The organism is Aminobacterium mobile DSM 12262, from assembly GCF_000526395.1.
Lineage (GTDB): Bacteria > Synergistota > Synergistia > Synergistales > Aminobacteriaceae > Aminobacterium > Aminobacterium mobile.
This window is the reverse complement of sequence record NZ_JAFZ01000001.1, coordinates 1,269,370-1,290,343: the sequence shown is the minus strand read 5'-3', so window position 1 is coordinate 1,290,343 and position 20,974 is coordinate 1,269,370. Positions and strand designations below refer to the sequence as shown.

Sequence of the window (20,974 nt, the reverse complement as noted above, 5' to 3'; positions counted from 1 at the left end):
AAGATCCCCGTATATTTAGGCTAAAATTATGTTTTGCAACCAATAAATAAAAGGCCTATCACTAATAACGATAAGCCTTTTATTTATTCTACGTATGTATCTTATAAAGTATCTAATATTTTTGAGGTATATTTAGTCGAGATATTCGTAGGAATATGAAGGACAATCTCCCCAAACTTTCTCAAGATTATAAAAATCTCTCCCTTTATGGCTAAAGACATGAACTATAAGGTTTCCCGCATCTATAAGACACCACTGGGTGCTGCTTCGACCTTCTACTGCTGTTGGGAGTCCTTTCCTATTAAGGGCTTCTTCCGTCACATCTCTCAAGGTCCCCATATGTATGTCCGAATTAGCTGTAACGAGAATAAAGGTATCAGCAATAGAAGATTTCCCAGCAACATCTAAGAGGACGATGTCTAATCCCCTTTTATCAGCCAGCGCATCCAGTACAAATCGATATTTTTGAGTCAATTCGGTAGTTTCTATCATACGAGTTTAAATCCCTCCTTTTTATGCTGTTTATATTGTTTTTTCATTGTAATCTCATTATAAGAAGTTGTCACTATTTATGAGGTAATGCCCCTAATTTATTTAATATTGTATTTTTATCATGTCCTAAAACGAGGGTTACATAAACAGCTGAGTCATCTTGCTTTAGAAGATTATTGCTAATGCCACACATTTCTTGCAGAGCAAGGGCATTTTGTTTCATTTCTGCCGAATTTTTGTTCATTGGATATACAATACTAGAGTAATGATAATCGTAATGTTTTGCATTACCAGTATAAGCTACGTCTATTCCGATTTTTTGAAGTAACGAAGCTGCTTTTTTGCTGAGTCCGGCTTCTCCATCTCCATTTAATATAGCTATTGGAAGGGTCATTTTTTTGACTTGGTCCATAAGATTCTGTTCCGAAGCTGTTTCTAGAGATGGCGCAACGGTATCTCCGTCTAGTGACGGTTGACCAGGAATATCTCCTTCTTGAACTATAGGGCCGCTAAGAAGCGTAGATGCTACACTTAGATCTCCTAGCCAGTAGCTTACATTAGAAATATAGGCGGCTCTTCCTGGGAGAGTAAAGAATGCCATATTTTCAGGCCTTAGGTCTCGCAAGTACGATGTTAACTGTACTGCCTGTGTCATTGTTAAGTTTGTATTTACAAGATCTAAGATTTGTTTGGCAAAATCAGGCAATCGAGGCAGCATTTCTGGTGTCTGTACCTTTTTCATTATTGCTTTGATAAATTGCTGCTGACGCTGTACTCGTCCTATATCACCGAGAGCATCATGTCTAAATCGCACATATTCAAGTGCTGTTTTCCCATTCATATTCTGAAGGCCTTTAGGTATATTGATGTGGAGATTGCCAGCTCTGTCATTGTAATAAAGCTTTTTTTCCACGTTTATTTCCACTCCGCCAATCATATCAACAATTTGAGGAAAGCTTTCATAATTGACAAGAACGTAGTAGTTAACAGGCATTCCCAAATAATTAACGACAGTTTGTTGTAGGAGCTCTACCCCTCCATAGGCGTAGGCATGATTAAGCTTCTGCCAACTATGGCCAGGAATCTGTACTCGAGTATCTCGGGGGAGAGACATGTAACGAACCGTTTTATCATCAATATCTATAACAGCCAATCCGACAGTATCGGAACGTTGGCTGCCTTCTACGTCGTCCACTCCTATTACAAGAATATTAATATTGCCTGTTTCCTGATCATAAGAGATGCTTTCTTTTATATTCTCTGGCTGAGGGGCTACTATGTCATGAAGGCGGAAGAAAATCCCCGCAGCAGCAGAGAGAATAGCTAAAGTAGAAATAAGTATAATTTTGGTGATTTTCATATACGTCACCGCCCAATCCTTTTATATAACCCTTTTTTGTAAATATATCGTTCTACTAGCTCAGGCATTAAATAACGAACATTTTTACCACTTTCTATTCGTCTTCGTATTTCAGTACTGGAAATAGAAAGCAAGGGAATCTCGAGAGGCACAATATTTCCTTTAAAAATCTCAGGTAATTGTTCTAACTTCCCTACCTGATAGCCAGGTCTATTCACTGCTACTATTTTACAGAGGCTAGGCAGCGCAGTATATTCCTTCCACGTGGTTATGTCCAAAACGGCATCTAATCCTGTAATGAAGAAAAACTGAATACTGTCTGGAGCATACCAATGCCTCATTTCTCTCAAAGTGTCTACTGTATGACTTGACTCGTTTCTATCTATTTCAATTCGAGAAACTTTGAAGTGTGGATTATCGAGGGTGGCAAGAAGAGTCATTGTATATCGGTCTTCCGTTGAAGAAACACGTCTCGTCTTTTTATGAGGAGGTTTGCCTGTTGGGACAAAAATAACCTCATCAAGATCTAAAGCAAAAAAAGACTCCTCAGCTGCTAACAAATGCCCATAATGGATGGGATCGAAGGTCCCACCCATTATGCCTATTTTTCGCGTTCGAATGACGTGGCCACCAAAGCTCACTCCCACAGTCCTCCGTTTTTACTTTTACTCCATAACTTTATCAGGCTGATATTCAAATTCTACGTCTCCGATGAAAACAGTATCCCCTTCTTGTGCCCCTTCTTGTGCTAGAAGTTCTTCCACGTGATATTTTTTTAGGAGGCGCGCAAAACGATAAAGGGCATCTTCTTGCTCAAAATCATATTTTTTAAGAGCTCTCTCAAGACCAGCATGAACAACGCGGAAACCAGAATCATCCGGCAGCCTAATTATCGTAACTTGCTCCTCCACCCCTTTTCTACCCCTCTGAAGAGGCTTTTCTTCTCGAGGAGTTACTGTTTCGAAAAGCCGAGTTTCACTATGAGGTCTTACATGTTTACGGCAAAGCGTAGCAATAGCATCAATAAACGTTGGAATCCCTTCTCCTGACAAGGCGCTTGTGACAAAGTAAAGGACCCCTTGCTTTTTCATAAAGGCCTCTACGTCATGAGAGTTTTTTTGCGCCTGTTCCAAATCTATTTTATTTCCCACAACAATATAAGGCCTTTCCAGAAGACTCGAATTGTAGGCTTCGAACTCATTACAAATAGTTTTCCATTGAGAAATGACCTCTTCTGATGTTCCTGTACTTAAATCAAGAACATGGACGAGAACGCGAGTGCGTTCAACATGGCGTAAAAAATAAATGCCTAATCCCTTATTTTCATGAGCTCCTTCAATCAATCCTGGAACATCAGCTACCACTATTCTCTCGTCGTCTACGGCTAAAACACCTAAATTAGGAGAAAGCGTAGTAAAGGGATAATCAGCTATTTTAGGACGAGCATTTGAAATAGCCGCAAGCAAACTTGATTTCCCTGCATTGGGAAAGCCTACTAGCCCCACATCTGCAATAAGTTTGAGCTCTAGTCGGAGGTTCCTTTCTTCTCCTAGTTCCCCTTTTTCTGCGAATCGAGGAGCTTTTCGCACAGAAGTGGTGAAATGTATGTTTCCTCTTCCTCCTCTTCCTCCTCGAGCAACGACAACCTCGTTTCCGGCCTCTACAAGATCAGCAAGAGGTTCCATAGTATCATCATCGTATATTATAGTACCACAGGGCACAGGAATAATAAGGTCTTTCCCAGATGCCCCAACTTTTTTTTGACCCTGCCCAGGCTGTCCATGCTCTGCTGTAAACTTTTTCTCGAACTCAAAATCAGCAAGGGTGTGAATTCCATCTACGGCTTTTAAAATAACGCTTCCCCCATTCCCTCCATTGGCTCCGTCAGGTCCACCTTTGGGAATAAATTTTTCTCTTCGGAAGCTCAGACACCCGTTTCCGCCTCGTCCGGCTTTTACTTTTATACGAACTAAATCTACAAATTTCATAAGACATCACCATCCGTCATGTGAATGAAAAAACAAGGGCCTTGCTATAACCGGGCCCTTGTCTTGAGACGGTATAAAAATCATCACTATACAACGCCGTAGACGTTGTAAAAATCTATAGTGTTTCTACAGATACGTATTTTCTGTCACCTTTCGTCTGATACTTTACAACACCAGCTGCTAACGCAAAAAGGGTATCATCTTTCCCTTTCCCTACGTTAAGTCCAGGGTGTACTTTTGTCCCTCGCTGGCGAACAAGGATATTTCCTCCTTTGACGACCTCACCTGCATATTTTTTAATGCCCAGTCGTTTACTTTCGCTATCTCGTCCGTTTGTTGAACTACCCTGTCCTTTTTTATGAGCAAAGAATTGCAGATCAAAAAAATTGATACGCATTATTTTCGCACCTCCACAATTTTTACATAACCTTTGTAGCTTTTTGATATATTTTCAAGGGACCTGACTACTGTCTCTGCGAGAAGAAGAATTTCTCTCTTATCTGAACGTGGCCAAGATACTTTTATTCGAGTTCGTTGTGTATCTATTTCTATCTTGGTTGATTCCACTTTCGCTATATCGCTCATCCCTAGAGCTAAAGCTTGAATCAGAGCTGAAACTCCAGCACAAACAACATCTTCTCCCGCAGGAGCATATCCAGAGTGCCCCACTCCTTCTACCGAGGTGATCACCCCATTATCTTTCTCTATGGTTACAATAATCATATCTCTTGGGATGATCGCTTACCAACGCTCTTTGCCCTAGGCGTTGATGGAATCTATTTTAATCTCGGTAAAATTCTGACGATGGCCGCGCATACGTCTGTAGTTTTTCTTGCTCTTGAACTTATAAACAAGAATCTTGGGTGCTCGGCCATGATCTACAACCGTAGCGTTGACACTGGCACCTTCAAGATACGGGGTTCCTACGCGGACGTCCTGATCATCAGAAACCATAAGAACCTTATCTAAAACGAGAGAGGTTCCGACTTCTGCGTGGATACTTTCCACTTTAAGAGTGTCTCCTGCTGCTACTCTGTACTGTTTTCCACCTGTTTCTACAATGGCGTACATAATATAAAACATCCTCCTCCCGCTAGGCTTTAATAATAGGGTAGCTTTCGCTTTATAAACCCTGCCCAAGCGTTATTTATACATAAGCTTATGCATTTTACGGTTCTTCGAGCTAGAAGTCAACTCTTCGGAAAGGAGTTTGCGAGCATGCTCTTGTGCTTCAGGAAGAGTTGCGTTCCCAGAGAGCATTCGAGCTATTTCTGCAACCCTTTCTTCTCCATCTATTTCCTTGATAGAGCTTTCATTTCCGTTCCGTGTTACGACGAAATGTTGATCTGCCAGTGCAGCTATAGTCGCTTCGTGAGTAATAAGAATGACTCTACATTTCTCTGATAGTTCCCGTAATTTATACCCGGCAAGCACTGCAGCTTTTCCCCCAAGCCCTGCTTCAACTTCATCAAAAACGAGAGTCTCAGGAATTTGTTCTTGAGGGAGGGAGAGTTGCAACGCCAAGAGAAGCCTGCTTAACTCTCCTCCGGATGCGATTTTCATTACAGGACCTGGCGGCATGTCTCCACTTGCCAAGAGGAAAGAAACCTCATCAGCACCTGTACTTCGTATTTTTCCTAGGTCGGAAATTTCTATGGAAAACGTAATATCCTCCATAGCCATAGAAGCTAGAGATGTGTTCATAGCTTTTCCCAGGGAAAGAGCAGCTTCTTCCCTGGCTTTTCGAAGTTCCGCCGCCAGGCGGCTTGCTTCTTTGCGTAATTCTCGAGCGCGGTTTGATACCTTTTCTACCCTTTCGTAGCTTTGAGCTAACCAGGACAAGTTGTCATCTGCCTCTTGGCAATAGGCGATCAGATTCTCTATAGAATCAACCTGTGCGAGACGTTTCAGCTTTCGCAACAGCCCTAATTTATTTTCTGTTTTTTCTCGATCTTCTATAAGATCGGGAAGAGGCTGGCTGTCAAGAAAGCCCTGTATTTTTTGCGCCATTTTTTGCAGATGGACAAGGGCTTCGTTCCCCTCGGATTGCCACTCTTGTCCAGCTTCTTTATAACTTGCTGGAAGTTGACCTATGTCTAGACATATATTCTCAAGAGTATCTGCGATTCCTTCTCCCGTCTTTCCACCAGTTATCTGGGCTAATATTTGTTCTAAACGGCCATGAGAGTTAATGAGAAATGTCAGGCTTTCTATCCCCTCTTCCCATGTTTGTTCACTATCAGCGTCTGGAGAGAGCGTTCGAAAACTTTGTAATATTTTTTCTGCGTGTTGATAACGAGCGATAATCTCTTTTTGTCGACTTTCCATATCTCGAAGCTCTCGCTCTTTAGAAAGAGCTTCGGTAAATATTACTCTGAGATTATTTTGTATCTGAGCTATATCTTTCCCTCCATAGCTATCAAGAATATGCCGTTGTCGGTCTGAGTCTAGAAGTTCGAGTTGAGCAAACTGACTCTGGATTCGAAGTAAAGCCCCCACGCTTTCTGAAAATGTTGAAAGAGGGACAAGTTTACCTTGGAGAAAGGTTTTTCCTCTCCCGTTACGAGAAAATATCCTTTTTACAAAAAGGTTCCCTTCCTCGGGACAGATATCTTCAGGAAGTTTTAAAGAAGCAGGGCAATAGAAAAGAGCTTGTACTTCGGCCTCATTTTCCCCAGCCTTAATAAGTTCCGATTGGGCTCGTTTCCCTCCTATAAATTCTAACCCTCGCACAATACTGCTTTTACCAGCGCCACTTTCTCCTGTAATAGCGATGAAACGTCCTGAGAGCTGTATAGAGGCTAAATCTAGCCCACCGATGTTTTTTAACGAGAGCTCTTCGAGCACAGGTCTCACTCCTTATCTTCGTAGCGAACAATACCTTGTCCCCATTTGAGTTTTTCATGGAGGAGATCGAAGTACGTTCGTTGTGGAAGAACGATAACTTTCACTACTTTGGTATGGGAGAGGGAGAGCTCTATACGATCTCCTGGTAGAATTTCATAGCCTAGCTGACCATCTTGTGTCAGCATGAGATCGCGATGACTCCCTCGCGGAATGAGATTGATAATGTCGCGCTCCCCTACTATCACAGGCCTTGCGTAAAGAGTATGAGCACATATGGGAGCTAGAACCATACATGGTACATGTGGAGGTACGATGGGACCGCCAGCAGAGAGAGCGTAAGCTGTTGAACCAGTAGGTGTCGATACTATAACTCCATCTGCTGGAAGGGTATTAAAGTAACGATTGCCAATCCTGATTTCTATGGTAATAACGCGAGCAAAGGCTCCCTTCGTAAGCACAAGATCATTAAGAGCATAAAGAGTGTGCTTGCGCCGTTCCTCTCGCCATATAACTCCTTCAAGAATTCTATGTTCCTGAAGAGCGTAGTCACCTCGTAATATCTGTTCTAGATCGGATTCAGCCTCTTCTGGCTTCCCTGAAGCAAGAAAACCCAAGTGGCCCAGATTAATGCCGTAAAGCGGAATAGAATGATTCAAAACATATCGGCTTGCTCTTAAAAAAGTCCCATCCCCACCTATAACAACTGTGAAATTCACCATTGTTTTCCATATATCATCGGTTGTTGCTGGAACCCCAAGAATAGACGCTTCATGAGGTGGCAATAGGATAGGTATCTCCTTCTTTTTGCCCCACTGTATAAGTCGACAGGCCATGTCGAGAGCTCCTTTTTTCTGTGTGTTGACAAGCATGCCGATATGTCTATCCATCCAGCTTCCCTCCGCATCTCTCTTATGACAATGGTTTATTTCTCATCTAATGCTTTGTGACTTTCCGCTACAATTTGAGTGAAATCTGTATGTAATGACTCGTCTTTTTTCCCTTTTTGAAGGAAGAAAAGAAATTCTATATTCCCCTTGGGTCCTTTCAGAGGAGACCATGTAGCCCCTTGTAGCGAAAGGAGCGTTTGCTTTTCTATAAAAGATGATAATTCCTGCAATATAGTTTGGTGCAAAAGAGGGTCTTTCACAACACCATTTTTGCCCAGACGTTCTTTTCCAGCCTCAAATTGAGGTTTCACTAAACATATTATACAGCCATCTTCTTTTAGGAGGTTCTCCATAACAGGCAGAAGAAGAGTTAAAGAAATAAAAGAAGCATCAATAGTAATAAGATCCATCCCTTCTTCAAACTGACCTGGCTCTAAATATCTGGCGTTCGTACGTTCCATGACCACTACGCGAGGATCTGTGCGTAATTTCCATGCGAATTGACCGTAACCCACATCTACAGAGTAGACTTTTAAAGCACCTCTTGAAAGCATCACGTGAGTAAAACCGCCAGTTGAGGCTCCTATGTCCATACAAATTTTTCCTGTAGGGTTGGTATGAAAGATATCAAGAGCTTTTAAAAGTTTATGAGCTCCCCGGCTAACCCATTCTTCACGAGATGCATCGCTACGTTCTTTAACTTCTAGAGAAGCATCTTTAGGAAGCATGGTTCCCACCTTAACAATCTGTTTATGGTTGGAAAAAACGCGCCCTTCCAGAATGAGAGCACATGCCTTCGCTCGTGATGGGGCTAGATTTCTTGCCACGAGGAGCTTATCGATTCGTTCCTTTTGTATTTTTCCTATAGCTATTCACCACTCTTTGAGGCGTTAATCCACAAAATTCTCTTTGTTTTTCAGGAGTTCCGTGAGGGACAAAGAGGTCAGGAATTCCTATAGGAATAACCTGTACTGGCCATGCTTTTTCTGATGCTCGGGCTGCTATGGTCTCCCCTATGCCGCCGTTGCGATATCCCTCTTCCAGAACAATTACTATCCGATTAGATTGAAGCCTTTGATCGATGGTTTCCCAATCTAGAGGCTTGATCCATCGAAGATCAAGAATTGTAGGGGCTGGCTCTCCTTGGGCAACGGCTAAATGAGAGCTCTCGAAAGCGAGCTGAAGAGTAGCTCCTATCCCCATAATACTCCATTCATTTCCGTCCCCTTGCTGAATAACCTCTGCTCGATAAGGCGGCAGTGGGTTGGGGTTGTTCCTAGAAATTTCTTCAGGAGCTATTCCCCGAGGGTATCGAATGAGTACAGGGGTTGAACGGCTCAGACAATGGTCGAGCATCGCTCTAAGATCAACGATGTCACGAGGTGCTAGTATCTCTAAATGAGGGATAGATCTCCCCCATGCCATATCTAAAAGCCCATGGTGAGTCTCTCCATCCTCTCCAACGAGTCCCCCTCGATCTATGGCTAAAACAACAGGAAGGTTCTGAAGTGCAATATCGTGAACAAGCTGATCCATGGCTCTTTGCAAAAAAGTCGAATAGATGCAAACTACAGGACGAAGCCCACCAGCAGCCATCCCCGCAGACATTGTGAGCATATGTTCCTCAGCTATCCCTACATCGTAAAAACGGTCTGGGAAATGTTGCGCAAAGAGGTCAAGGCGAGTTCCGTCTTTCATAGCAGCTGTAAGGCATACAATTTTGGGGTTTTTCCTTGCCAATCGACATAGTTCTTCTGTTGCTGCTGCACCCCAACTTATCCCACTTGATGTGGATTTTGAGGGCCTCTTGGCAGAAATGCCATGATAGATACTCGGGTGCTTTTCAGCGCATTCCAGCCCTTTCCCCTTTGTGGTCACTATATGAAGCAAAACAGGTTTATAATACTTTTTTGCCATTTGGAAGACAGTTTCCATTTCCGAAATATTATGTCCGTCAAAAGGGCCCCAATAATTAATATCGAGCTCATCAAAGATGTTGCCAGGCTTAACCAAGAATTTTATCTGATCTCTGAATTTAGATAAAACATTTTCGATGGATTGTCCCTGGGGAAGAGACGCACACGATTCTTTTATATATGTTTTTAAAGCGTTGTAGGCAGAGCTTGAACTTAATTTGGCCAGATATGATGCGAACCCTCCTACACGGTGACTGATAGACATCTTATTATCGTTGAGAATAAAAATAACCTTTGTTTTTGCATCCTTCGTGTAATTAAGAGCTTCAAAAGAGAGCCCGTTAAGGAGAGCGCCATCTCCAATAACTGCTACCACATGATGATCTTCTTTTAAAAGATCTCTAGCCTTGGCATACCCGAGAGCTGCCGATAAAGAAGTGCTACTATGCCCTACATCAAAATGATCGCAGGGACTCTCGTCTCTTTTAGGGAATCCGCTCACACCTCCCCATTGACGGAGTGTTGAAAACTGTTCTTTTCTTCCTGTCAGTATTTTATAGGCATAAGCTTGATGTCCCACGTCAAATATAATTTTGTCTTGAAGCGGATCAAATTGTCGCAGCAATGCAACAATCAGCTCTACAGCTCCTAAAGAAGAAGCAAGATGTCCTCCATTTTGCATTACTACGTCTATAATTTCTTTTCTCAAGTCTTCACAGAGCAAAGAAAGAGCGCCTATAGACATGTCTTTAAGATCTCGATAGTCGTTAACGCGATTGAGAATTTGCATAATTTCTTAAGTGGTTCCTCCTTCTTTCTTGTAGCTTCCTTTTAACAACTTCTTTCAGAAAGGAAGATGGCGAGGTCTTGGAAAAAAGAGGTAGGCATATCTATAAGGTTAAGAGCATCTCTTGCCCTTTCACTCTCTTCCAATGCCCTTCTACGCGCTTCTGCTATGCCCCAAACAGTTACGAACGTGTTCTTTTCTTGTTGGGCATCTTTTCCAGGTGTTTTGCCTAAAACTTTTGCAGTAGCGGTAACGTCAAGTATATCGTCAACAATCTGAAAGGCCAGTCCTAAGTGCTCTCCATACTTTTCAAAAGCATCTACAACTAAAGCAGGAGCACCGGCAAGGATAGCTCCTACAGTAACAGAAGATTGTATCAATATGGCTGTTTTTTGTCGCGCTATACGGAGAACGAAATCGGCATTATCTTGATAGCTCTGGAGATCGGTGTCCAGGACTTGTCCTCCACAGATACCAGAAGGCCCTATAGCTTGGGAGAATATGGAAAAAGCCTTTATAATTCGCTCTGCAGGGATGTTTTCTCTGTTAAGGTGGAAAAGTGGATATTCAAATCCCCAGGCAAGCAATGCATCACCTGCCAATATGGCCAGAGTTTCTCCAAAGATAATGTGGTTTGTGGGTTTACCACGGCGCAAAGAATCATTATCCATAGCAGGTAAGTCATCATGGATAAGGGAAGCCGTATGAATCATCTCGAAAGCCAACGCCATGGGGAGTATTTCCTTCCGATCTGCTCCCATGGTTTCTGCGGTTTTAATGCAAAGAATTGGACGGAGTCGTTTCCCTCCAGCCATGAGAGAATATACCATGGATTCCCAAAGACGCGATGGAATATTTTTGGGTTTTTGAGAGCACACGAGGGAAAGTTGCGTATCGATCCATTTCCTTTCCTTCTCAAGTTCTTCTCTGATGAAATTAGACATGGTTATTTTCCCCCGATGATATCTCTCCAGTTGGAATTTCTTCTCCAGAATTTGTCAGAAGGGTTATTTTCTGTTCTGCCTGGGTCAAATAAGCTTGACACTCTTTTACGAGGGACACGCCTCGCTCGAAAAGTTCCAAAGCTTCCTCTAAGGGGAGTTCCTCTTTTTCTAGTTTATGAATAATATCCTGCAGTGCTTCAAGTTTCTCGCTAAAGTTCAAAATAATCCCTCCTTATGGGACGAGTTTTATGAGAAAGAATTGCCCAGAACACCTAACCTGTGATAAAATCCACCTGTTCGATCATTATTTCCTTCGGAGGAGGCGTAGAACTATGGCTAGAGTTTGTGATTGCTGCGGCCGTGGCCCTGTTACCGGGAATGCTGTCAGCCACTCGAATCGTCATACACGGAGACGTTGGCTCATTAATTTACAGAATGTCAAGGTGGATCTAGGTGCTGGTGAGACTCGACGCATGAAGATTTGCACTAGATGTCTAAAATCCGGCAAAGTCAAGCGGGCTGTATAATTCAGCCCGCTTTTTTTATTCTGCCCAGTAAAGATACACTGCAAGTCTTCCCTTGTCTACTTCGACTTCAATACTTTTACCCCCATCGTTTGCAAGGCGGTTGCTTATAGAGTATGGGCGGAATAAGTGAAGAGTCGTTTTTTCAAGTTCCCAACGTGTCCCATGAATACTCACATTTTCGCACGTTTCTTCGAGGGCCAAAAGAGACACTGTTTGAGGTAATGGTGTATGAAAATTAATTTGTATCTGTTCTGGCCCGTCTAGAATAAAAAGGGCCTCTTTATCATCGCAGAGACATACAACTCGAAGCCCCCATTCCTTTTCTGCCCAAATAGCTGAAAAAATATTGCTCCATGTATGATCTACCCGGCCTCCCCAACACCCCGTAAGCAGAACTTCAGCGTGAGGAAAAGCCTCTCCAATGTGTTTTAATGCTAGTTGGAGGTCAGTATAATCCTTATCTACTGGGTATTTTTTTATCTGCACTTTTTTCTGTAGAGCCCATTTTAAACTCTCTGAGGAACTACTGTCTTCATCTCCAACAATGTATTCTGGGATGATGTCTGATTGTCTGCACACTTCTAAACCAGAATCAGCACACCATATGTGCCGAAAAGATCGAGCTATAGCAGAAAACCAAGATGAGGCAGGAGCTCTTCCACCTGCTACAAGTAAAACCGACGTATCTCGTATTGATCTACTCGATATAAACTCCCATGATCCAATGGAGAGAGTTTTATTCCACGTGTTCATCCATAATCTCCTGCGCTCGAGTTTCATCGACAAGTATTTCTCGTGGTTTTGATCCGTCAGGAGGACCTACAATGCCAAGTTGCTCCATTGTATCTATAAGACGAGCAGCACGAGTAAAACCGATGCGTAGCTGACGTTGCAAGCGACTTGCAGATGCTATACCTGTATCAAGGACAATCTGCATGGCTTCTTCTAAGAGGGGGTCATCTGTAAAAGCAGCATCTACTCCATTCCCGCGACTCTCTCCCTGTTCCTCTATATCAATATATTCAGGTTCACCAAAAAGATTCTTCATGTAGGTTACAATTTCCATGGACTTACCGTCCTCTATAAATGGAGACTGAAGTCGCACAGGCCTGGGATATCGAGGACTTACAAAAAGCATGTCTCCCTTCCCAAGCAGCTTTTCTGCTCCTGACACATCGATGATAGTTCTAGAATCTGCTTGAGAAGGAAGTGTGAAGGCTACGCGAGCCGGTATATTAGCTTTAATCAGACCTGTTACTACATTGACTGACGGGCGCTGTGTAGCCAACATTAAGTGTATTCCCGTCGCCCGCGCCATTTGTGCCAAACGACAAATGTAGTCTTCCACTTCTTTTTGAGCCGTAAACATAAGATCTGCCAACTCATCAACTACTATGACGATGTGAGGTAATTTATCTTTGGGCAGCACCTTCTCGTTGTAGCCAGCCAAATTACGAACTCTTGCGCGAGCAAAAATATCGTAACGATGTTCCATTTCCCGAACAGCCCACGCCAAAGCCTGAATTGCTTTTTTAGGAGAGACTACTGGCTTGGCTAATATATGAGGCAAGTGCTCATATATACTAAGCTCTACTCGCTTAGGGTCTATCATGAGAAAGCGAAGCTCTTCGGGACGTCGACAGTAACAAAGTCCGGCTATGCAACTATTGACGAAAACACTCTTCCCTGATCCAGTAGTTCCAGCCACTAGAAGATGAGGCAAATCTTCTAACCCTATAATAAGAGGGCGGGAGTCCACTCGAACTCCCATGGGGAGAGGAAGGGCATAATCGGCTTGCTCAAAGGCCTGAGAATCAAGTACCTTCCGAAGAGAAACCCCTCGTCTTTTGGGGTTGGGTATCTCTATCCCAACATAGGGTTTCCCTGGAATTGGTGCTTCTACACGTAGAGCAGGAACAGCTAAAGCTACAGCTAAATCATTGGCCAAACCTGCTATTTTGCTTACTTTTATACCAGGTGCAAGTTGTATTTGGAATTGTATAACAGTAGGGCCTATGACTATTTCTGCTAATTCAGCTTGTACGTCAAAATCGGCTAGGGTGGAGATAATCGCTTCACTTTGTTCTTTTGCTTTTTCTTCTCCCCTGTCTTGAAATGCCGGTTCAGGGGTTCCAAAAAGATCAAGTGGCGGCGGGAAAACTCCCTCGACGATACTCTCTTCCTCTCCTTTTTCTGGTGTAGGAAGATTTATTTCTGGCATAGTTTCTCCTTCAGCACCTGTGGAATCTGTTTCGTCCATAATAATACGAGCTGGCGCTTCTTCGGCCCGACTTTCCTGAAAAACAGATTTAAGAGAAGGTTCTTCTCCCTCTTCTTCCCCTTCCTGCTTTTCCACGATTTCCCTTTCTTGTATTATTTGGTGCTTCACCTCTGACTTGGAATTTTCTTCAGATGTTTCTAATATTTCATCCGCGGATATTGTTTTAGGATTTGTTTGTTGGTCACACATGTTTTCAGTCTTTTCTGCTGCTAATGTTGCTCTGGAAATGGAAGTGTCTTCTTTAGATTCCAATAGTTTCTTACGATGAAATCCCTTGATTTTTAAAGACATAGCCTCCCAAGCGGTTAAAATATTTTGAGTACTGATAATGCCATATAAAACCAGGGACGTTAAGATGCTCGCTATACAAAACAGCGTCGTGCCAAAGAATCCCACATTTACCATAAAAAACTGAGCTAGATTTTGTCCAAAGAACCCTGGCTTGAGTAGTGTCCAATGGGGCTGGAGTACAAATCGGGAAAAAAGGCCTAGAACGAGAGCTGCGCTCGTAAATAGAAACAAGGTAGCTAGCGTTTGTGCTAGAATTCGATATATTCTCCGTCGGAGAAGAATCGAAAAACATATATATCCCATGAAGAGAAGTACAATAAGCACTGCTCCCCCTGCTCTAGTTGTTAAAGATGTTTGAATTTCCACCCCTACTCGACCTGTCCAAAAAGAGAAAAGGGATGCAATGGCATAAACAATAGCTAAAAACAAGAAGAAGAAAAACAAACGAACCCACGTAAAAAGGCGACGGATTCTTCCTTCTCTGATTTCTTTGAGTTCTTTGAGTTCTTCTTCCGTGCGTCGTGGTTTGGAAAAAAGAATACCTTTATTCTGTTTAGGGCGTCCACGTTTCTTTTTACGTTTAAAGAGACTCATGGTCTGTCACGTTGCCTCCAACTATGAGTTTTTTTATAAGCAAAGCTGGTTGTCCATCAGTGACGGGAACTGATTGACCTGCTTTCCCGCACATTCCAGGTAAATAGAGGAGATTATCCCCAACAGCACTAATATCCATTAGTGCTTGAGGCCCGTTCCCTGTGAGCAAAGCACCCTTTACTGGGTGAGCGATAGAGCCGTTTCGGATGAAATATCCCTCGGTGACATAGAAGACAAAATCCCCGGAAGTTGGGTTTACTTCTCCACCACCCATTTTTTTTACATAAAGGCCGTAATCAACACTTTGTATCATCGCCTCTTCATTGCTATCTCCTGGCAATATAAAGGTATTGCTCATCCGCGGAATAGGAGGATTCCTATACGAGTCCCTCCTTCCGTTGCCAGAGAGGGGCAATCCTTCCTTTGCAGCTGAAATTTTATCAGTTAAAAAGCCTTTTAGAACCCCCTCTTCAATAAGGACAGTTCTCTGTGCTGGAACCCCTTCATCATCTATTGTATAGCTGCCGAAAAGACCTGGGAGGGTCCCATCATCTATCATGGTTACCAAAGGACTTGCGACTTTATGCCCTATTTTATTACGGTAAACAGAAAAGTCTTTCTGTATAATATCTGCTTCAAGTCCATGTCCACATGCTTCATGTACGAGAGTTCCTCCTGCTTCTCCAGAAAGTATAACTGGCATAGTTCCGGCTGGACAATCTGGCGCGTCAAGCATGAGAAGAGCTTGTTTTAGAGCCTGATTGGCCAGGATCCACGGAGTATATTTTCCCCAGAAAATATTGGGTACCTCTAGTCGGGCTGCATTTTCATACCCCGTTTGAATTTGTCCATTTTTTTCCACGGTAACCTCTACGCTGAAGCTTGTGTACGGACGATTTTCTCGAAATAAGTTTTCCTCTTGATTGATAATGATGATGTTTTTTAAGGAAAGAGAGTAATTAATAGAAACTTGCGATACATAGGGGCTAGCCTCTCGTATTTTTCTATCTATATCTCGAAGAAATTGTGTCTCTGGAGGAGCCACGAAGGCTGTTTGCTTTATAATTCGGCGCTGAAAGTCTCCTTCATTTTCCCAAGATAAGGGGATTCCTATATTACGGGCACTTTCTCGAAGAGCAGAGAGGCCGTTTGTTACAGCAACACCTGGAGTGTGTGAATAAGACGTGACGTCCTCCCTTACCACCCGAGCGCCTACTCCTTCTCGAAGGGAAGAACTTATTTCTTCTAAAGCCCCATCTTCAAAAGAAATGCTGTGAGCAGCAGATGATTCAAAGTAAAGGTCCGCAAAATCTATTTTGTAACGACGAAGCGAATCGAACGCTCGCTTAAAAATGGCTAAATCCATATTCCTCTGTCCCTTCTTGCTTTTTATGTCTTTCTACACGCTCTATCTTAACAGGAAATCCTTCCTCTCTCAGTTTTTCTATGAGAAGTTCCCCCTCTTCTGATTGACTGGGAGGACAGAAAAAAGAAAGTTCTCCTTTGCGAGGATCATCTGTTCGAATATATCCTAATCCATTATATTCGGAGACAATCCAACTAATAAGCACAATATAAGAAGGACAGACCGAAAGTACTAATCTGTCCATATCATGAACAGAAAGTGGTTCTTCTATATTATTCAATGTTGGGCACCTCTAATTTTTCGAATGTTCAGCAAATGTCCTTGATACGTAGTGGCAAAAAAATGTTGACCATCTTTCCCTGCTACATAATACAGATACTCTGTTTGAGCTGGTTTTAAGGCGGCCTCCCATGATGCAATGGAGGGGATGCAGATAGCTGTAGGCGGTAGCCCCAGCTTTTTGTATGTATTGTAGGGAGAATCTACTTCTAGATGTTTGAAAAGAACCCTCGAAAGGTTTTCTCCCTCCCTTTTCCATGCGTAAACTATTGTTGCATCTACTTGGAGAGGCATATTTTGGGCTACTCTATTCTTTATAATTCCTGCGATAAGGGGACGTTCCTCGTCTATTTTAGCCTCTCTTTCTACGAGAGAGGCTAGAATAGCTGTCTCCAATAATTCATGAGGCGAAAGGTTTTGTATTTTTGTATCAAAGTGTTTCCACCAGAGTGTGAATCCTGCTTTTAAAACATATTCCAGTTTCTTTTCAGGTACGTAATATGTATCTGGAAGCAAAAATGCTACGCGTGTTTCTGGAGCAAGAGGCAAGAGAGGCTGAAGATCGAGAGGGAATATAGCCGTATTCTGAAGGAGAGTAGATACCTCGTCTTCAGTCATGTCGGGAAAAGCATTTTTTATAGAGAAAAGATCAGAACCTGGAACTATTGTCACTTTTTCTTGAGAAGGAACGGCTTCTTTCAGTTGTTGCGCTACCTCCCAAGAAGTCCCCTTTTTAATCATGTACATGCCAGTCTTAAGGGTTCTGTCAATACCTAAACGTGCCATCCATCCACGTAACTCTAAGGGGTTTGTAACAATGCCTGCCTTATAAAAGGCATCAGCAATCTCTTTTGCATTTTGTCCAGGCAAAACAAGGGCTGGTAGAGGCTCTCCTACTCCAAAAGGAAATTGAGAATTCCACCATGACGTGGGGATCATGCAAAGCAAAAGAAAGTAACCTAGGGAACAGATAAGAAGAAGAATATCTATAAATTTTTTCACTTTTAATCCTCATTTCCAGTAAGAGTAACTATGGGGAAGCCGCATTTAGCACAACGACCTTCTCTATCCATAGCTTGAATATATGTATTGTATCCTCGACGCTCCAATATTGTTGCTTTACATGAAGGACAGAGAGTAAAAACTGTTTCTGTTACATTTCCTAAATAAACGAAATGCAAATGCTTTTCTGCCCGACTCTTGGCCTCTCTCAGCATAGTGATGGGAGTGGGCTTTTCATTCCATTTATAGCATGGAAAATATCGAGATATATGAAGAACCATGGAAGGGGAAAGAGACGCTGCCCACTTCGCCAATGATTCAATCCAAAGGGTATCTTTATGAATTCCCGTAACAATAAGGCTTGTTAATTCTACATGTATTCCTGCTGTAATCATTGTCTCTACTGTTTGTTTAACAGTGTTAAGATTTCCTCCCATAAATCGATATGTTTCCTCGTCAAAGGCCTTCACATCAATGTTGGCAGCATCTACATACGGCAAAAGATCTTTTAATGGCGCCTCGTTTATCATACCATTAGAGACCAAGACTACAGGAATCCCTTCTTTTTTCAGTATTTGGGCTGTATCCATCACATATTCATACCAAATGAGAGGCTCATTATATGTAAATGCCACAGAACGAACCTGCTCTTTACGAACAAGACGAAGAAGGTCAGACGAAGGAATGTAGGTTAAGGGGACCGTTGAAGAACATGTAGATATCTCCCAATTTTGACAGAAAGGGCAATGCATATTGCAACCAATACTCCCTATAGAAAAAATTTCGGTTCCTGGATTCCAATGATAAAGAGGTTTTTTTTCTACTGGGTCAAGAGCCATGGAAGAAACAAGACCATAATTTAAGCTAAAAAGTCCAGCCTCTCCTCGATGGATGCGTACGCCGCATAATCCTTTTTGTCCTTTTTTTAAAGAGCACCTGTGAGGGCAGAGATCACAAATAATTCTCTCCCCTTCTTTGTGCCACCATAAAGCTTGATACGTCATGGAGTATCTTCCCTTTCCGGATATCGATGGACGGTAAATCGGGAGATAGAGATGCCATCAAGGGTAGTAATGCCGGCCTTTTGAGCTGCAATTTGTATTTGCTGGCTGGCTAGGGTAATTCCCTCGAGATCAGGAAGCAATACTCCTCGCCGGTTTCCTTTGGAGACAATGACTCCATATTGTTTGGGATCAAGTTCTTCTACGTTGCGGATTACTTCGGGTTCACTCAATATGTCTATGGAGACAGTAAGATTAGGTAATTCCTCAGGGCGGACTGGTAAAAAGCGTGGATCTTCAGTAGCAGCTGCTATAGCGTTCTCTACTACTTCCCAAGCCAGGGAAGATCGAACCGGGGCGATGGTTCCAATGCACCCCCGAAGTTCCCCTTTTAATGTTTTAAGAGAAACAAAACAAGCTTTTTTACTTTGTAGACTTTCTTGTGGCGCGAGTTTTTCCACGTCCTGAAGTGAAAGTCTTTCCCCCTCTCTCACGTATGTTTCTATAGCGTGTCGGGCTAAAGAGGGGTATGTTTTCCAAGGGAACACAGCTATAGCTGTGGCATATCCAACCCCAAAAGGTGCTTCATAAGAAAGTAATTTGGGTTTAGCTTTTTCCCCTGAGAGCGCAAGAAATACGAGCGCTGATCTGAGCCCACATTCCCCTGCCTCATAAATAGTGCGGGAAGGGAGATCAAGTAGAATTTCAGGATCTGACATCTTTATGGCATGAACTACTTGTTCATCAAAAAAAGAGCCTAAAGGGGAATATCCAGCTGGCGCATCGCGAGTGACTCGATGCGATAAATCACCGCTGGCTATAAGCCCCCAACTTTCTCCAGGTCTTTTAAACTTTTGTAGGATCTCTCCAGTTTTAAGAGCCTCCTTCAGAGAAAGACCCATGGGGTTTGCTACGATGAGTGTGGGAAAAACGCCCCACGCTTTATGGAAAAAATAAAGGGGTACTAACGAGGCATGATCGAGAAATACTTTCTCTTTCTGTACATGACTTATCGGTACTTCTCCTTGTAAAAAGCTATAGAGCGCTTTGCATTTCTCTCCATCGCTTTTTATTTCCACAGACACTTGAGGAGCTCCAAACATTGAAAGATCTCCAGCATAACAAGATGTTTCGAGAAAAAAAAGGCCAGAGCCTTGAGGAGCATGAGGGGAAAGAAGAAATAAGATATCAGGTTTCTGGTTTTTTAGATGATAGGTTAATTCCTTCATTCCATTAAGAGTTTGATGTGCCTCTTTTTCTCTTCCATGGCCTACTTCCGGAACGATGATAGGAGGATGAGGAACGAGACATGCCCATTTCCACATATGAAAAGCCTCCTTTCTTATTTACATCAACAAATAAACATGGCATCGCCAAAAGAAAAAAATCGATACTCTTTCTCTACTGCAGTTTTATAGGCATTCATAATATTATCGTATCCAGCTAAAGCTGCAACAAGCATTAAGAGAGTGCTACGAGGCAGATGGAAGTTTGTTATAAGTCCATCAACTATTTTAAAATTATAGCCAGGATAAATAAAAAGAGAGGTGTTTTTGCAGCCTTGTTGTATCACCTCTTCATTATCAACAGACATGCTTTCCAGCGTTCTTGCCACAGTTGTTCCAGAGGCAATGACACGTCGCTTCTCTGCTTTTGCCTTGCGTATGAGCGATGCCGTAGATTCAGGAACCTCACAATACTCTTTATGTATATTGTGTTGCCGGATATCTGATACCTGCACTGGTCGAAATGTTCCAAGCCCTACATGCAAAGTAACCCACGCCAAGGTAATCCCGTGTTCCTCTACTAAATGTTGTAGCTGTGCCTGGGTAAAATGTAAACTAGCCGTAGGTGCAGCAGAAGAACCATTCCTTTTCGCAAAAACTGTTTGGTAGTCAGATGAAGATGCAGACGTATGTTTTATATAAGGAGGGAATGGAATTTCTCCTATTTCCTCAAGAAGAGAGAGTACATTACTCTCTTCCGGGAACCTCACAACTCGGACTCCTTCTGAAAGAGCATTTTCTATACTAACTAAAACGCCATTTTTAAGGCGTACAGCGCTACCTTTTTTCAGGCGACGCCCTGGCCGAACCAAGGCTTCCCAGCATGTCCACGTAGCATCTAATGGTTTGAGTAACAAAATCTCTACGTGGGCTGTTCCCTTTTCTTTTACACCATAGAGACGGGCTGGGATAACTCGAGTATCGTTAAGGACGAGCACATCTCCTTCTTTGAGAAAGTGCTCAAGTTCGTAAAAATATGTGTGAGTCATAGTGCCCGTATGCCGATCTAATACAAGAAGTCTCGAATGGTTACGGGGTGAAACTGGGTTCTGTGCAATCAACTTCTCTGGAAGTTCATATGCATATGATTCAATGTCAAAAAGATCTATTTGAGCCATAAAAAGTC

22 protein-coding genes are annotated in these 20,974 nt (G+C 42.6%); 1 reads left to right on the top strand and 21 read right to left on the bottom strand.

Going from position 1 to position 20,974, the window contains the following annotated elements; translation table 11 throughout:
- Positions 1 to 132: 132 nt before the first annotated feature.
- The 13 genes from rsfS to K360_RS0106285 form a co-directional block, all read right to left on the bottom strand.
- Complete coding sequence (gene rsfS / locus K360_RS0106345; RefSeq protein ID WP_024822334.1) at positions 133 to 492, bottom strand: ribosome silencing factor; 360 nt, start codon at positions 490 to 492, stop codon at positions 133 to 135.
- 73 nt (positions 493 to 565) lie between these two features.
- Positions 566 to 1,852 carry an LCP family protein gene (locus tag K360_RS0106340; protein ID WP_024822333.1) on the bottom strand — a complete coding sequence of 429 codons (1,287 nt, stop codon included), beginning with the start codon at positions 1,850 to 1,852 and terminating at the stop codon, positions 566 to 568.
- A gap of 5 nt (positions 1,853 to 1,857) precedes the next feature.
- Entirely contained in the window at positions 1,858 to 2,493 is a 636-nt protein-coding gene (gene nadD, locus K360_RS0106335; RefSeq protein WP_024822332.1) for a nicotinate-nucleotide adenylyltransferase, read from the bottom strand.
- A 24-nt stretch (positions 2,494 to 2,517) separates the two neighbouring features.
- A complete protein-coding gene (gene obgE, locus K360_RS0106330) occupies positions 2,518 to 3,840 on the bottom strand; it encodes a GTPase ObgE (RefSeq protein ID WP_024822331.1) in 1,323 nt (440 codons plus the stop codon).
- 115 nt (positions 3,841 to 3,955) lie between these two features.
- Entirely contained in the window at positions 3,956 to 4,237 is a 282-nt protein-coding gene (rpmA, locus tag K360_RS0106325) for a 50S ribosomal protein L27 (protein WP_024822330.1), read from the bottom strand.
- Complete coding sequence (locus K360_RS0106320; protein WP_024822329.1) at positions 4,237 to 4,563, bottom strand: ribosomal-processing cysteine protease Prp; 327 nt, start codon at positions 4,561 to 4,563, stop codon at positions 4,237 to 4,239. Before K360_RS0106320 ends, rpmA begins: the two co-directional genes overlap by 1 nt.
- A gap of 36 nt (positions 4,564 to 4,599) precedes the next feature.
- Positions 4,600 to 4,911, bottom strand: a complete 312-nt coding sequence (rplU, locus tag K360_RS0106315) for a 50S ribosomal protein L21 (RefSeq protein ID WP_024822328.1) — start codon at positions 4,909 to 4,911, stop codon at positions 4,600 to 4,602.
- Positions 4,912 to 4,983: 72 nt separating this feature from the next.
- On the bottom strand, positions 4,984 to 6,687 hold the full coding sequence (locus K360_RS0106310) for an AAA family ATPase (protein ID WP_024822327.1): 1,704 nt from the start codon (positions 6,685 to 6,687) through the stop codon (positions 4,984 to 4,986).
- Between the two features lie 5 nt (positions 6,688 to 6,692).
- Positions 6,693 to 7,574 carry an NAD(+)/NADH kinase gene (locus K360_RS0106305; RefSeq protein ID WP_024822326.1) on the bottom strand — a complete coding sequence of 294 codons (882 nt, stop codon included), beginning with the start codon at positions 7,572 to 7,574 and terminating at the stop codon, positions 6,693 to 6,695.
- A 35-nt stretch (positions 7,575 to 7,609) separates the two neighbouring features.
- Complete coding sequence (locus K360_RS0106300) at positions 7,610 to 8,401, bottom strand: TlyA family RNA methyltransferase (protein WP_245587085.1); 792 nt, start codon at positions 8,399 to 8,401, stop codon at positions 7,610 to 7,612.
- Positions 8,402 to 8,408: 7 nt separating this feature from the next.
- Positions 8,409 to 10,280, bottom strand: a complete 1,872-nt coding sequence (dxs, locus tag K360_RS0106295) for a 1-deoxy-D-xylulose-5-phosphate synthase (protein WP_024822324.1) — start codon at positions 10,278 to 10,280, stop codon at positions 8,409 to 8,411.
- Positions 10,281 to 10,321: 41 nt separating this feature from the next.
- Positions 10,322 to 11,221 (bottom strand): polyprenyl synthetase family protein, encoded by a 900-nt coding sequence (locus K360_RS0106290; protein WP_024822323.1) that lies wholly within the window; start codon positions 11,219 to 11,221, stop codon positions 10,322 to 10,324.
- Positions 11,214 to 11,441 carry an exodeoxyribonuclease VII small subunit gene (locus tag K360_RS0106285; RefSeq protein WP_024822322.1) on the bottom strand — a complete coding sequence of 76 codons (228 nt, stop codon included), beginning with the start codon at positions 11,439 to 11,441 and terminating at the stop codon, positions 11,214 to 11,216. The genes K360_RS0106290 and K360_RS0106285 overlap by 8 nt, the downstream gene beginning before the upstream one ends.
- Before the next feature lie 112 nt (positions 11,442 to 11,553).
- Here K360_RS0106285 and rpmB point away from each other — a divergent pair, with 112 nt between their 5' ends.
- On the top strand, positions 11,554 to 11,748 hold the full coding sequence (gene rpmB / locus K360_RS11220) for a 50S ribosomal protein L28 (RefSeq protein WP_084043892.1): 195 nt from the start codon (positions 11,554 to 11,556) through the stop codon (positions 11,746 to 11,748).
- 15 nt (positions 11,749 to 11,763) lie between these two features.
- On the opposite strand, the gene K360_RS0106280 is transcribed toward rpmB, so the two are convergent.
- Genes K360_RS0106280 through queA form a run of 8 tightly spaced genes read right to left on the bottom strand, consistent with a single transcriptional unit; the run spans position 11,764 to position 20,966 of the window.
- Entirely contained in the window at positions 11,764 to 12,501 is a 738-nt protein-coding gene (locus K360_RS0106280; RefSeq protein ID WP_024822321.1) for a thiamine diphosphokinase, read from the bottom strand.
- Positions 12,485 to 14,914 (bottom strand): FtsK/SpoIIIE family DNA translocase, encoded by a 2,430-nt coding sequence (locus tag K360_RS0106275; protein WP_024822320.1) that lies wholly within the window; start codon positions 14,912 to 14,914, stop codon positions 12,485 to 12,487. The genes K360_RS0106280 and K360_RS0106275 overlap by 17 nt, the downstream gene beginning before the upstream one ends.
- Positions 14,901 to 16,280, bottom strand: coding sequence for a TldD/PmbA family protein (locus K360_RS0106270; protein ID WP_024822319.1), 1,380 nt, complete (start codon positions 16,278 to 16,280; stop codon positions 14,901 to 14,903). Before K360_RS0106270 ends, K360_RS0106275 begins: the two co-directional genes overlap by 14 nt.
- Positions 16,261 to 16,560, bottom strand: coding sequence for a hypothetical protein (locus K360_RS0106265; RefSeq protein WP_024822318.1), 300 nt, complete (start codon positions 16,558 to 16,560; stop codon positions 16,261 to 16,263). Before K360_RS0106265 ends, K360_RS0106270 begins: the two co-directional genes overlap by 20 nt.
- The gene (gene mltG, locus K360_RS0106260) at positions 16,557 to 17,561 is read right to left on the bottom strand and encodes an endolytic transglycosylase MltG (protein WP_024822317.1); all 1,005 of its coding nucleotides are present in this window, start codon (positions 17,559 to 17,561) and stop codon (positions 16,557 to 16,559) included. The genes K360_RS0106265 and mltG overlap by 4 nt, the downstream gene beginning before the upstream one ends.
- Positions 17,562 to 17,563: 2 nt before the next feature.
- Entirely contained in the window at positions 17,564 to 18,565 is a 1,002-nt protein-coding gene (amrS, locus tag K360_RS0106255; protein WP_024822316.1) for an AmmeMemoRadiSam system radical SAM enzyme, read from the bottom strand.
- Positions 18,562 to 19,887, bottom strand: a complete 1,326-nt coding sequence (gene amrA, locus K360_RS0106250; RefSeq protein ID WP_024822315.1) for an AmmeMemoRadiSam system protein A — start codon at positions 19,885 to 19,887, stop codon at positions 18,562 to 18,564. The genes amrS and amrA overlap by 4 nt, the downstream gene beginning before the upstream one ends.
- A 26-nt stretch (positions 19,888 to 19,913) precedes the next feature.
- Complete coding sequence (queA, locus tag K360_RS0106245) at positions 19,914 to 20,966, bottom strand: tRNA preQ1(34) S-adenosylmethionine ribosyltransferase-isomerase QueA (RefSeq protein ID WP_024822314.1); 1,053 nt, start codon at positions 20,964 to 20,966, stop codon at positions 19,914 to 19,916.
- Positions 20,967 to 20,974 lie beyond the last annotated feature (8 nt).